The sequence below is a fragment of the Polynucleobacter aenigmaticus genome (genome assembly GCF_002206635.1).
GTDB lineage: Bacteria > Pseudomonadota > Gammaproteobacteria > Burkholderiales > Burkholderiaceae > Polynucleobacter > Polynucleobacter aenigmaticus.
This window is the reverse complement of record NZ_NGUO01000007.1, coordinates 1-12,532: the sequence shown is the minus strand read 5'-3', so window position 1 is coordinate 12,532 and position 12,532 is coordinate 1. Positions and strand designations below refer to the sequence as shown.

The 12,532-nt window shown below is 47.0% G+C and carries 13 protein-coding genes; 11 read left to right on the top strand and 2 right to left on the bottom strand.

Annotated features, from left to right (window positions below):
* Positions 1–29: 29 nt before the first annotated feature.
* Both CBI30_RS04435 and CBI30_RS04430 read right to left on the bottom strand, forming a co-directional pair.
* Positions 30–1,328 carry a polyhydroxyalkanoate depolymerase gene (locus CBI30_RS04435; protein WP_088527120.1) on the bottom strand — a complete coding sequence of 433 codons (1,299 nt, stop codon included), beginning with the start codon at positions 1,326–1,328 and terminating at the stop codon, positions 30–32.
* A gap of 42 nt (positions 1,329–1,370) precedes the next feature.
* Complete coding sequence (locus CBI30_RS04430) at positions 1,371–2,570, bottom strand: amino acid aminotransferase (RefSeq protein WP_088527119.1); 1,200 nt, start codon at positions 2,568–2,570, stop codon at positions 1,371–1,373.
* 171 nt (positions 2,571–2,741) lie between these two features.
* Between CBI30_RS04430 and uvrB the strand changes: the two genes are divergently transcribed.
* The 11 genes from uvrB to CBI30_RS04375 all read left to right on the top strand — a co-directional run.
* Positions 2,742–4,895 carry an excinuclease ABC subunit UvrB gene (gene uvrB, locus CBI30_RS04425; protein ID WP_240553498.1) on the top strand — a complete coding sequence of 718 codons (2,154 nt, stop codon included), beginning with the start codon at positions 2,742–2,744 and terminating at the stop codon, positions 4,893–4,895.
* Positions 4,896–5,012: 117 nt separating this feature from the next.
* Entirely contained in the window at positions 5,013–5,582 is a 570-nt protein-coding gene (locus CBI30_RS04420; protein ID WP_088527118.1) for a Fe-S cluster assembly transcription factor, read from the top strand.
* 53 nt (positions 5,583–5,635) lie between these two features.
* Positions 5,636–6,895 carry an IscS subfamily cysteine desulfurase gene (locus CBI30_RS04415; RefSeq protein ID WP_088527117.1) on the top strand — a complete coding sequence of 420 codons (1,260 nt, stop codon included), beginning with the start codon at positions 5,636–5,638 and terminating at the stop codon, positions 6,893–6,895.
* 58 nt (positions 6,896–6,953) lie between these two features.
* A complete protein-coding gene (iscU, locus tag CBI30_RS04410; RefSeq protein ID WP_088527116.1) occupies positions 6,954–7,340 on the top strand; it encodes a Fe-S cluster assembly scaffold IscU in 387 nt (128 codons plus the stop codon).
* Between the two features lie 20 nt (positions 7,341–7,360).
* Positions 7,361–7,684 carry an iron-sulfur cluster assembly protein IscA gene (iscA, locus tag CBI30_RS04405; protein WP_088527115.1) on the top strand — a complete coding sequence of 108 codons (324 nt, stop codon included), beginning with the start codon at positions 7,361–7,363 and terminating at the stop codon, positions 7,682–7,684.
* Positions 7,662–8,189 (top strand): Fe-S protein assembly co-chaperone HscB, encoded by a 528-nt coding sequence (gene hscB, locus CBI30_RS04400; protein WP_240553497.1) that lies wholly within the window; start codon positions 7,662–7,664, stop codon positions 8,187–8,189. Before iscA ends, hscB begins: the two co-directional genes overlap by 23 nt.
* 18 nt (positions 8,190–8,207) lie before the next feature.
* A complete protein-coding gene (gene hscA, locus CBI30_RS04395) occupies positions 8,208–10,073 on the top strand; it encodes a Fe-S protein assembly chaperone HscA (RefSeq protein WP_088527113.1) in 1,866 nt (621 codons plus the stop codon).
* Between the two features lie 18 nt (positions 10,074–10,091).
* A complete protein-coding gene (gene fdx / locus CBI30_RS04390; protein ID WP_088527112.1) occupies positions 10,092–10,430 on the top strand; it encodes an ISC system 2Fe-2S type ferredoxin in 339 nt (112 codons plus the stop codon).
* 49 nt (positions 10,431–10,479) lie between these two features.
* Positions 10,480–11,595: a DUF3300 domain-containing protein gene (locus tag CBI30_RS04385; protein WP_088527111.1), complete on the top strand. Its 1,116-nt coding sequence runs from the start codon at positions 10,480–10,482 to the stop codon at positions 11,593–11,595.
* Positions 11,596–11,613: 18 nt separating this feature from the next.
* Entirely contained in the window at positions 11,614–11,982 is a 369-nt protein-coding gene (locus CBI30_RS04380) for a Rap1a/Tai family immunity protein (RefSeq protein WP_088527110.1), read from the top strand.
* A 210-nt stretch (positions 11,983–12,192) separates the two neighbouring features.
* Positions 12,193–12,532: helix-turn-helix domain-containing protein (locus CBI30_RS04375; RefSeq protein ID WP_143744357.1), on the top strand; the 340-nt coding region annotated here is incomplete at its 3' end.

Here is a 12,532-nt window from a genome sequence, read left to right as displayed (position 1 = left end):
AAGCGCGACCCTAGAGTCGCGCTGCTGTTTTATGCAGACTTTGAACCTTCAAGTTTTGGTGGTCTAGCGCGGGTTTTCTTCTGCACGCTTTGGTGTTCACGTATAAAAGATTTAATTTTTGGGTAAACCTTTTCACGCCAACGACGACCAGAGAAGATGCCGTAGTGACCAGCGCCTAAAACTTCGTAGTGATCTTTAGCAGCCTTCGGAATACCTGCGCATAAGTCGTGTGCTGAGCGAGTCTGTCCGCTACCAGAAATATCATCCAACTCACCTTCAATGGTGAGGAGCGCGGTTTTCTTAATATCTTGCGGCTTCACCAAGTCGCCTGCTACTGACCAGGTGCCATTCGGTAATGAATAGTCTTGGAACACAGTCTTAATAGTGTCCAAGTAGTACTGTGCATCCATATCCAGCACTGCGTTGTACTCATCGTAGAAGCGAATGTGAGACTCAGCATCCTGCTCGTCGCCACGCACTAAGTTTTGAAAGTAATCCCAATGAGATTGCATGTGATTTTGTGGGTTCATAGCAATAAAGCCAGTGTGCTGTAAGAAGCCTGGGTAAACCTTGCGACCAGCGCCTGGGTAGCTTGGCGGGACTTTATAAATCACATGGCTTTCAAACCAGTCATAAGACTTTTGATCGGCCAGATTATTTACTGCAGTTGGAGACTTGCGTGCATCGATTGGGCCGCCCATCATGATCATGGACGCAGGTGTTTTTTCACCGGCAGTGGCCATCAAAGAGATTGCGCCTAATGTAGGAACAGTTGGCTGGCATACGGAAATCACATGCAAATCCTCAGCGCCAATAGCGCGGATGAAGTCTTGTATGTAGTGAACGTAGTCATCCAAACTAAAACTACCGTCTTCCGCTGGAACAATGCGAGCATCAATCCAGTCGGTAATGTAAACCTTATGATCTTGCAATAGTGTGCGCACAGTGTCACGTAGCAAAGTGGAGTGGTGACCAGACAGTGGAGCCACTACTAGGACAACTGGATCATCTTTTAATTTTTTAATAACATCCAGGTCATCGGAGAAGCGTTTGAAGCGAATTAAATTACAAAATGGCTTGGCAACAATCGTTCTTTCATGAATCGCAACTTCGCGACCATAGGCTTGCACAGAGCGAATGCCAAACTCTGGCTTCTTATAGTTTTTACCTAGGCGGTAGAGGAGTTCGTAACTAGCAGCTAAACGATCTGATCCTGGAATCTTGGAGGCCGGATTTGAGACATTGATAAATGCTTCAGAGGCTGCACGAGCCCAAGAACTTACGGGCTGAAGTAGTGCTTTTTGAAATTCGTGTAACTGATATAGCATGGTGCCTCCTGATAATGCAGTGTAACCGCTTATTACTCGTTATTACGCCAATACGCGGGCGATTGCTTTGGCTACCTTATCAATATTTTTAGTATTGAGGGCGGCCACACAAATACGGCCAGTGGAGAGGGCATAAATTCCATCTTCCTTTTGTAAACGATCCACTTGCTCAGTACTTAAGCCTGAGTAAGAGAACATGCCGCGCTGCGCTTCAATAAAAGCAAAGTCTTGCTTAACGCCAGCAGCAGCGAGTTTTTCCACGAGTTCATGACGCATTGATTTAATACGATCACGCATTTCAGCTAATTCATCTTCCCAAAGCTTTCTCAGCTCGGGTGAATTGAGAACTGCAGCAGCAATAGCGGCACCATGCGTTGGAGGATTAGAATAGTTCGTACGAATCACGCGTTTCAATTGTGAGAGTACGCGAGTGGATTCATCTTTACTTTGGGTCACGATGGACAATGCGCCAACTCGCTCTCCATAGAGTGAGAAAGATTTTGAGAATGAGCTGGAGACAAAGAACGACATACCAGATTCAGCAAATAAACGAACTGCGATACCGTCTTGCTCAATGCCGACCGCAAAGCCTTGGTAGGCCATATCCAAAAACGGAATCAATTCTTTTGCCTTGCAGATATCAATTACTTGACGCCATTGCGCCTCAGTAATATCTGCACCAGTTGGATTGTGGCAGCAAGCATGCAGCAATACTGTGGTGTACTTCGGGAAAGACTCTAATGACTTCACCATGCCATCAAAATCTACGCCACGAGTGGCGCCATCAAAGTAGGAGTACTCAACCACTTCAAAGCCGGCGGACTCAAAAATACCGCGGTGATTTTCCCAAGTAGGGTTGCTGATTGCGCAAGGAGCATTCAAATTTAAACGTTTGATAAAGTCTGCGCCAACGCGCAATGCACCAGTTCCACCAATGCACTCAGCAGTCACTACTCGACCATCTTTAATCAAAGCGGATTCGGCGCCAAACAATAGGTTTTGTACTGCGCTGTTGTAGGGATTTGGACCTTCGATTGGAATGTAGCTCCGTGGTGAGTGCTTTGCAACAATTGCCTCTTCAGCCTGAATGACCGCCTTTAAAAGAGGCACCTTGCCTTCGTCGGTGTAGTAGACGCCAACGCCCAGGTTGACTTTGTCTGCGCGTTGATCGGCGACATAGGCTTCTGTGAGGCCAAAAATAGGGTCTTTAGGGGCTAGTTGGACTGAAGTAAAAAGGTTCATTTGAGGGTCAAAAGGTGAATAAAGGGCGTATATCAGGGTTAATTGACGTTAAATTCAGCTAAATTTGCTTTAAATGACTGTTTTTGAGTCTAGATTGAACTATTTCCAAATAAAAACGGCAAAATCAGTGTTTGTACAAAATTCGCTGTGCACTAAAAACGTACAAGTGAAATGATAGCTGAGATGCCCCCTAAGTTGCCTAAAAGTTCCTCAAATCCCCAAGTTACCGAAAGTAAGAAAAGCCCTGCGGCCGATCCTTTGGGCGAGGCAGGTCACGACCTGGATCCAGCCAAGTTTGTTTCATTCCCAGATTCTCCATTTCATCTTTATCAGCCCTTTCCGCCAGCAGGAGATCAGCCGGCTGCAATTGATGCCCTAGTGGCCGGAATTGAGGATGGTTTGACCTTTCAGACGCTGTTGGGTGTCACTGGCTCGGGTAAAACCTTCACGATGGCCAATGTGATTGCTAGGACGGGTCGTCCCGCCATCATTTTTGCTCCCAATAAGACCTTGGCCGCACAGCTCTATAGTGAATTTAGAGAGTTTTTTCCTAAAAATGCGGTGGAGTATTTCGTCAGTTACTACGATTACTACCAGCCTGAGGCATATGTTCCCACGCGCGATTTGTTTATTGAAAAAGATTCGTCCATCAATGAGCATATTGAACAGATGCGACTCTCGGCGACCAAGAGCTTATTAGAACGTCGCGACGTCATCATCGTGGCAACGGTCTCTGCAATTTACGGCATTGGTAATCCGGGCGACTATCACAGCATGGTGATGACTCTGCGTCCTGGCGACAAGATGAGTCAGCGCGATATTTTGATGCGTTTAATTGCGATGCAGTACGACCGTAATGAAACCGATTTCAAGCGCGGCGTATTTCGTGTGCGTGGCGATACGATTGATATCTTCCCGGCTGAACATAATGAATTAGCAGTGCGCGTAGAGTTGTTTGATGATGTTATTGAGAGCCTGCAATTTTTTGATCCGCTCACTGGAAGAATTCGTCAAAAGATTCCACGTTTTACTGTCTATCCCAGTTCGCACTATGTAACACCGCGTGATACTGTTCTCAAAGCGATTGAAACAATTAAGATAGAGTTGCGTACTCGCCTTGATGAGTTTGTGAAAGACGGTAAGTTGGTTGAAGCGCAACGCTTAGAGCAGCGCACCCGCTTTGATTTAGAAATGCTCAATGAGCTAGGTTTCTGTAAGGGCATCGAGAACTACTCTCGCCACCTCTCGGGCGCTATGCCGGGCGAGGCGCCGCCTACCTTGGTGGACTACCTACCTAATGATGCGCTGATGTTCTTAGATGAGAGCCATGTCCTTATAGGGCAGCTCAATGCAATGTATAACGGCGATAAATCTCGTAAACATACTCTGGTGGAGTTTGGTTTCCGCCTGCCTTCTGCGATGGACAATCGGCCACTCAAGTTCGCCGAGTTTGAAACGAAGATGCGCCAGACAGTATTTGTTTCAGCAACGCCAGCTGATTATGAAAATACGCACACCGGACAAGTGGTTGAGCAGGTTGCTAGACCGACGGGATTGGTTGATCCAGAAATTGAAGTATTGCCAGCAAGCTCACAAGTGGACGATCTGTTAGGTCAGATACATGAGCGTGTAAAAGTACATGAGCGCGTCTTAGTCACAGTGCTAACTAAGCGGATGGCCGAGCAACTCACCGATTACTTGTCTGATCACGGTGTGAAGGTGCGCTACGTTCACTCCGATATTGATACGGTAGAGCGTGTTGAAATTCTGCGCGATCTGCGTTTGGGTGTGTTTGATGTCTTGGTAGGTATTAATTTATTGCGCGAGGGCTTGGATATTCCTGAGGTCTCACTAGTTGCGATCTTGGATGCGGATAAAGAGGGCTTCTTACGTTCCGAGCGTAGCTTGATTCAGACGATTGGTAGGGCGGCTCGAAATGTTCGGGGTAAGGCCATCCTCTATGCCGACCGCATTACCGATTCGATGAAGCGGGCGATGGGAGAGACTGAGCGTCGTCGCACCAAGCAAATTGCTTTCAATAAGGCGAATGGCATTGAGCCTCGTGGCGTGAAAAAGCGCATTAAGGACATTATTGATGGGGTCTACGACGTCAAAGAGAAGCGTTTTGAGATGCAGGTGGAGCAGGAACGGGCTCGCTATGAGGATATGAGCGAAAAGGACCTGGCAGGCGAAATCAAGCGTCTGGAGAAGCAAATGAACTCTGAGGCCAAGAATTTAGAGTTTGAAAAGGCAGCCGCTACCCGGGATCGATTGACTAAGGTGAAGGAAATGGCTTTTGGGGCTCGCTCTCGAGACGCCATTTAAAATAAGGGGTTAATTCCTGAGTAAATTAGTTGGGTATCTGGTATAGTTGAGTGGAACGGTCGGGTATTACCCGCCCGACTGTCAGTTGTCCATAACAATCCATTACCAAGGTGACATATGAGACTTACAACTAAAGGTCGTTTTGCAGTAACCGCAATGATAGATTTAGCCCTGCGTGAAACGCACGGGCCCGTAACTTTGGCTGGAATTAGCCAAAGACAGAAAATTTCCCTGTCCTATTTAGAGCAGTTATTTGGCAAACTCCGTCGCTTCAACATTGTTGAGAGCACTCGTGGCCCTGGCGGTGGATACACGCTCGCCCGCAAATCCGAAGAGATTAGCGTAGCTGACATCATTGTGGCGGTCGATGAGCCCTTAGATGCAACTCAATGTGGCGGCAAAGGCAATTGCCATAGCGATGAAGATAATCATGGTCGCTGTATGACTCATGATCTTTGGTCAAGCCTTAATTCCAAGATGGTGGAATACCTTAGCTCCGTTTCGTTGCGTGACTTGGTGCAGCAACAAGCAGGGCGTGGCATCGTATTACAGGATTTGCGTCCCAAGAAAATGAAGATTGATAACGTCAAGGCAGAAAAGCCGGCAGCAGCAGTCGCAGCAGCAAAAGAAGTCGCCATTAAGCGGCCTCTCGTGAACTCCGTTTTTAACCTGGCGCAGCAAAGTTAATTCAATAAATTAACTATTCATTCATCACTGAGCCAATTAATCGATAAGAAAAAATGAACGCACCACAAGACCTTCCTGATCAAGTAGTCCCCATGTTTAGCCCTAAACACTTTCCGGTGTATATGGACTATTCATCTACAACGCCGATTGATCCGCGTGTAGTGGACAAGATGTTGCCTTATTTGCGTGAGCAGTTTGGCAATGCCGCATCCCGCAGTCACGCCTATGGCTGGGCTGCAGAGGAGGCAGTTGAGTGGGCGCGTTCAGAAGTGGCCCAGTTGGTGCACGCTGATCCAAGAGAGATCGTATTTACTAGCGGCGCTACTGAAAGTATCAACTTAGCACTCAAAGGTGCGGCGCATTTTTATAAAGAGCGCGGCAATCACATCATTACCGTGAAGACTGAGCATAAAGCCACTTTAGATACCTGTCGTGAGCTTGAGCGTGAAGGTTTCGAAGTGACTTACCTAGACGTATTGCCTGATGGCCTAATTGATTTTGCTCAGTTAGAAGCAGCGATGAAGCCAGGCACTATTTTGGCCTCCGTCATGTATGTCAATAATGAAATTGGTGTTGTGCAGGATATTCCGCGCATTGGTGAGCTATGCCGTTCCCGTGGCGTAATTTTGCATGTTGATGCAGCACAAGCTACCGGCAAAGTGGAAATCGATCTAGAAAAAACCAAAGTAGATTTAATGAGTTTTTCTGCTCACAAGACTTATGGTCCAAAAGGAATTGGTGCTTTGTTTGTGCGTCGTAAGCCTCGTATTCGTATTGAGGCGCAGATTCATGGTGGTGGTCATGAGCGTGGCATGCGTTCAGGCACATTAGCTGTTCACCAAATTGTTGGCATGGGTGAAGCTTTCCGTATTGCCCGCATCGAAATGATTGAAGAGAATGCCCGCATTCGTGCTTTGCGTGATCGCTTACTGGCTGGCTTGAAAGATATTGAAGAGGTCTATGTCAACGGTGATATGGATCATCGCGTTCCCCATAACCTCAATATCAGCTTTAACTATGTTGAAGGTGAATCGATGTTGATGGCATTAAAAGATTTGGCTATCTCCTCTGGTTCTGCATGTACATCAGCCTCATTGGAACCATCTTATGTATTGCGTGCACTCGGTCGCAACGATGAATTAGCTCACAGCTCCATTCGTTTCACTTTGGGCCGTTTTACTACTGAAGAAGAAGTAGATTTCACCATCAAGTTAGTGAAAGAGAAAATTGCGAAGTTGCGTGAGCTTTCACCATTATGGGAAATGTTTAAAGATGGTATTGATCTCAGTACCATCCAGTGGGCGGCACACTAAGTAGTTTTGAAAATATCAAACGCAATATAAAAGACACAAGAAATAACGAGGAAATACCATGGCATATAGCGACAAAGTAATTGATCATTATGAAAATCCCCGTAACGTGGGTTCTTTTGAAAAAGGTGATGACCATGTGGGTACCGGTATGGTCGGTGCGCCTGCCTGCGGCGACGTCATGAAATTACAGATCCGCGTAAACGATCAAGGCGTGATTGAAGATGCAAAGTTCAAGACCTATGGTTGTGGCTCTGCGATTGCCTCCTCCTCATTGGTAACTGAGTGGGTTAAAGGTAAAACTTTGGACCAGGCTTTAGAGATTAAAAACTCCTTAATTGCTGAAGAGTTGGCATTACCACCAGTTAAAATTCACTGCTCGATCCTGGCGGAAGACGCCATCAAGGCAGCGGTAGCGGATTACAAAGAAAAGCATCCGGCCCAGTAAATATAAAGAGGCTATCCATCATGGCAATTACCTTAACCGAAAAAGCAGCTAAACACGTACAGCGCAATTTAGATAAGCGCGGGAAGGGTTGTGGCCTGCGCTTGGGCGTTCGTACTACGGGTTGTTCTGGTTTGGCTTATGAACTGGAGTACGTTGATGAGTCTGCGCCAGAAGATACGATGTTTGAGTCCAATGGCATCAAAGTATTTGTGGATCCCAAGAGTTTGGCTTATTTAGATGGCACCGAATTAGATTTCGTACGCGAAGGTTTGAACGAGGGCTTTAAGTTTCAGAACCCGAACGTAAAAGATGAATGTGGTTGTGGCGAATCCTTCCGCGTCTGACGATTACTTTCGTTTCTTTGGTTTAGAGCGGCGATTCAATATTGATTTAGCTGCTCTAGATCAGGCTTATTTAGCTATTCAAAAAGAAGTGCATCCTGACCGTCACGCACGCGGTAGTGATACCGAGCAAAGACTAGCGATGCAAATGGCTACACTGGCCAACACTGCCCTCCAAACTCTTAAGCACCCGATTCAACGTGGACTGTACCTCTGCCAGCTCCACGGCGTAGATGCACGCTTAGAAACAAATACCGCAATGCCAGCCGCTTTTCTAATGAAGCAAATGGAGTGGCGTGAAAACCTGGAAGAGCGAGAAGAGGATTTGGCAGAACTTGAAGCTCTCGCGGAGGAGGTTTACCAATCCAAGCGTGATACGCTGGCAGAAGTTACACAGGCTATCGATGGTGCTAAGAACTACGTCCGCGCTGCTGAGCTGCTCAGAGGCCTGCTTTTTATTGATAAGTTTGCACTTGAGCTCGATGATGCTATCTCGGCCCTGGTATAGCTTTAAACTCTAGTCCCTATGGCTCTATTACAAATCTCTGAACCCGGTAAATCGCTAGCTCCACATCAGCGCCGGATTGCTGTCGGCATTGATTTGGGAACCACCAATTCTTTGGTGGCGATTGTGAGGGATGCATTGCCTAAGGTGCTGCCAGATTCAGAAGGGCGCGAGTTGCTCCCTTCAGTAGTACGCTATCTTCCGAACGGTAGAACTCAAGCTGGCTTTGAAGCCATTGAAAGTATTGTTTCCGACCCAAAGAACACAATTGTTTCTGTAAAGCGTTTCATGGGTCGCGGCACTGTCGACGTTGAACATATTGAAAATATGCCATACGACTTTGTTGATGAACCTGGTATGTTGAAGCTCAGAACAGTGGCTGGTGATAAGAGTCCGATTGAAGTTTCTGCAGAAATTCTGGCGCGCTTGCGTCAGTTGGCGGAAGACTCGGTGAACGACGATATTGTCGGCGCAGTCATTACCGTGCCGGCCTATTTTGATGACGCACAGCGTCAAGCTACAAAAGATGCTGCCAAGTTAGCCGGCATTGAAGTATTGCGATTATTGAATGAGCCAACAGCTGCTGCAATTGCCTATGGCTTGGATAATGCCTCTGAAGGTATCTATGCTGTTTATGACTTAGGTGGAGGCACCTTTGATATCTCCATTTTGAGAATGAGTAGAGGGGTGTTTGAAGTGCTCTCTACCGGCGGTGACTCTGCTTTGGGTGGTGATGACTTTGACCATCGACTCTATTGCTGGGTGATAGAGCAGGCTAAGCTTCCACCACTCTCGATTCAAGATCACCGCAAACTATTACTCTCTTGTAAGCATGCCAAAGAGTTACTCAGTCATAACCCATTAGCGCGTGTACACGAAATCCTCGCCGACGGTACTGTTGTCAATGTGGGGGTGAGTCAAGCTCAGTTCTTTGAGATTACGCAGAACCTGATTAATAAAACACTGGTGGCGGTAAAGAAAGCGTTGCGTGATGCTGGCCTTAAGACTGACGAGGTTAAGGGGGTGGTGATGGTAGGTGGGGCAACCCGTATGCCTCATGTACAACGCGCTGTTGGCGAACTATTTGGTACTAAGCCTTTAAACAACCTCAATCCCGATCAAGTGGTGGCCCTAGGAGCAGCTATGCAAGCAGACTTGCTGGCAGGCAACCAAAGCAAGGATGACGAGTGGCTGCTACTCGATGTCATTCCACTGTCCCTTGGTATTGAAACCATGGGTGGTTTAGTAGAAAAAATCATTCCGCGCAATACACCTATTCCGGTGGCTCGGGCACAGGATTTCACGACTTTTAAAGATGGCCAAACAGCGCTGGCCATTCAGGTGGTGCAGGGTGAGCGCGAGTTAGCGCAAGATTGCCGCTCCTTGGGTAAATTTGAATTGCGCGGCATTCCGCCAATGGCTGCTGGAGCGGCTCGCATTCGGGTAACCTTCCAGGTGGATGCGGACGGTTTGCTTTCTGTGAGTGCCATGGAGCAGGGCTCTGGGGTACAGGCTTCAATCGACATCAAGCCATCCTATGGTCTGACCGATGCCGAGATTGCGCGCATGTTGCAAGATGGCTTTGCTTCTGCGAAGGTGGATCTATTGGCTAGATCCTTACGCGAAGAGCAAGTCAATGCGCAACGTTTATTGGATGCCGTTCAAACCGCATTAGATTCTGATCGTGGCTTGCTCACTGCCGATGAGCAAGTGTTGGTGGATCAAGAGATGGTCGCCTTGCAAATAATTCTGAAAGAAGAAGTCGATAGCGCTATTTTAAGAAAAGCGGTTGATCGTGCTGCCAAGGCAACTGATGAGTTTGCCCAAATGCGTATGAATGCGAGTATTCAAAAGGCATTGGCCGGTAAGAATGTTGCTGAAATTTAAGAAAAGAAAATTACCAAGATGACACAGATTGTTGTTTTACCCCATAGTGAATATTGCCCAGAGGGTGCGGTAGTGGAAGTGAGTCCTGGCACCTCGATTTGCGAAGCTTTATTGGAAAACAATATCTCTATTGAACATGCCTGCGATATGGTCTGTGCGTGCACTACCTGTCACGTGATTGTGAAAGAGGGTTATCAGAGTCTCAATGAGCCAGATGAGAATGAAGAGGACTTACTAGATCGTGCGTGGGGCCTTAATCCTCAGTCACGCTTATCTTGCCAAGCCATTGTCGCGCGTCAGGATTTAGTGATTGAGATTCCGAAATACTCTATTAATCACGCCAAAGAAAATCACTGACTTCTAGCTTAGCATTACACTTTGGAAATACAAGGGGATTAATGAGTGTATGAATAATCAACACAAAGCGGGGTACTTGATTGGATTTGCGGCGCTCTTGAGTGCTTGCTCAAGCCATAGTGACCCTTATCAAAATTCCGCCTTCCCTCAGGCCTATACCCAAAGTGGTAGCTATAGCAATTCCCCGCAGCTGATTTCATCAGAGCAACTGCAGTCTTTGGTTTCTCCGATCGCCTTATATCCTGATTCCTTGCTGTCTTTAATGCTATTGGCATCCACCTACCCACTTGAGGTGGCTGAAGCCTATAACTGGCGCAATAGTAATTCCAGTCTCAGTGGCACTGCATTACAAGATGCTCTAAAAGCGCAGTCATGGAACGATAGTGTTAAATCACTCATTTCATTTCCACAAGCATTTAACATGATGGGTGGTAAATTGCAGTGGACCCAAAATCTGGGTAATGCTTATAAGTTGCAGCCAGCCGATACGATGAAGGCCATCCAGGTTTTGCGTAAGCGCGCTGTTCAAGCTGGCAGCCTCAAGTCAAATCAGCAAATTACGGTTAGCACGGACGCCAATTCGAATATATTGATTGGTCCTGCCAATGCTCAGGTGGTCTATGTGCCGAGCTATAACCCCACTGTTGTTTATGGAGCCTGGCCATACCCAGATTACCCGCCATATCCTGCCTATAACCCAGCCTGGGGGATGATGTCATTTGGGCTTGGGATGGAAATAGGTGGCGCATTTTGGTCCACGCCGAGCTGGTCTAACGGCACGATTAATGTGAACAATACGAATTCTGCTGGCAGATCGACTAGGGGGCTGATTGGCCCAAGCAGCATTCAGAATCAACAGCGCCTTCTCAGTGATTGGAAAAACAATGCGACCCCGCAAGATCGACAAGCAGCAAAAGCGGCAGGTCAGCGTGCAGATAGTGCTTTTCAGAAAAATGCCACACCGCAAGAGCGTGCCCAGGCAGATCGCCTGAATCAAGAGGCTCGTAACAGTTACCAGCAAGATCGCACTAATCCCAATGTCTATCGTGAAGCAGCACAAGAAAATGCCATGCGAGATCAAGCACGTGATGACCAAATGAATGATGAGCGATTCGGTGGGCGTGGTGGTTTTGGTGCCGGTCGTATGGGTGGATTTAGACGCTAATCTATAGAAAAGATCACTATGAAACTATTTTCCACCACCCTATTAGTCATCAGCGCAACTTTGCTGTTGCAGGCAAATGCATTTTCTCAGGTCAACTTACCCAAGAATGATGCATCTACTGCTGCATTAGTTGAGCTATGTAAGAATTTGGATGACGTTGACGGGCAAAACTTTTGTTTTGGGTTTGGGGAGGGTGTTTATCAAGCTTATCTTGCTAACAGTAATCCAACACGCAAAGCAAGTATTTGCTTCTCAACGGAAGCTGGCACAAGAGAGGTCATCCTCAAGGAATTTCTGGTCTGGAACCAAGGTCATCCCCAATTTAACCGGGAGCGTGCAGCTAAGACTCTAGTTCGATTCTTTGAGGCAAAGTACCCCTGTAAGTAGTGGATCCTCAGCGGTAAACACTGCTTGCACCAATATGAGGCATGCTGCACATTAAGTAAGCAATACCTGATTAAAGGGGGTTGCTAGAGGAATAATATGAAGTTGTTGTTCATTCTTTAGTTAATACCTCCATAGTCTTATTTTGAGCCACCCTGCGTGAACTGACCCCCAAAAGTTGGACGTTATGTCCAACCAAGGGGGTTTTGTTTTATGAGCAAGTACAGCAAGCAGTTCAAGCTAAAGGTAGTTAAAGAGTTTCTAAAGTCAGGCGGTCTTAAGCGGGTAGGTCACTTATTTGAGATTAGTCACTCAGATGTCCGCAAATGGACTTTGGCCTATCAAGCACATGGCCATAGCGGTCTCAATCCCAGCTACCAACGCCATTCCCCAGAGTTCAAAGTCCAAGTTCTGCGGTACATGGCTGTGCATCAGATATCAGCTAGGCCAGCTGCCGCCCACTTTAGCATTGGGAGTATGACCACAATTTTGCAATGGCAAAAACTCTACAATGAGGGCGGTATTACAGCCCTTGCTAATCAACCTGTAGGAC

Excerpts from the sequence above, each read along its gene's own strand:
- CBI30_RS04435 (WP_088527120.1), bottom strand. The coding sequence starts at position 1,328 with ATGCTATATCAGTTACACGAATTTCAAAAAGCACTACTTCAGCCCGTA.
- CBI30_RS04430 (WP_088527119.1), bottom strand. The coding sequence starts at position 2,570 with ATGAACCTTTTTACTTCAGTCCAACTAGCCCCTAAAGACCCTATTTTT.
- uvrB (WP_240553498.1), top strand. The coding sequence starts at position 2,742 with ATGATAGCTGAGATGCCCCCTAAGTTGCCTAAAAGTTCCTCAAATCCC.
- CBI30_RS04420 (WP_088527118.1), top strand. The coding sequence starts at position 5,013 with ATGAGACTTACAACTAAAGGTCGTTTTGCAGTAACCGCAATGATAGAT.
- CBI30_RS04415 (WP_088527117.1), top strand. The coding sequence starts at position 5,636 with ATGAACGCACCACAAGACCTTCCTGATCAAGTAGTCCCCATGTTTAGC.
- iscU (WP_088527116.1), top strand. The coding sequence starts at position 6,954 with ATGGCATATAGCGACAAAGTAATTGATCATTATGAAAATCCCCGTAAC.
- iscA (WP_088527115.1), top strand. The coding sequence starts at position 7,361 with ATGGCAATTACCTTAACCGAAAAAGCAGCTAAACACGTACAGCGCAAT.
- hscA (WP_088527113.1), top strand. The coding sequence starts at position 8,208 with ATGGCTCTATTACAAATCTCTGAACCCGGTAAATCGCTAGCTCCACAT.
- fdx (WP_088527112.1), top strand. The coding sequence starts at position 10,092 with ATGACACAGATTGTTGTTTTACCCCATAGTGAATATTGCCCAGAGGGT.
- CBI30_RS04385 (WP_088527111.1), top strand. The coding sequence starts at position 10,480 with ATGAATAATCAACACAAAGCGGGGTACTTGATTGGATTTGCGGCGCTC.
- CBI30_RS04380 (WP_088527110.1), top strand. The coding sequence starts at position 11,614 with ATGAAACTATTTTCCACCACCCTATTAGTCATCAGCGCAACTTTGCTG.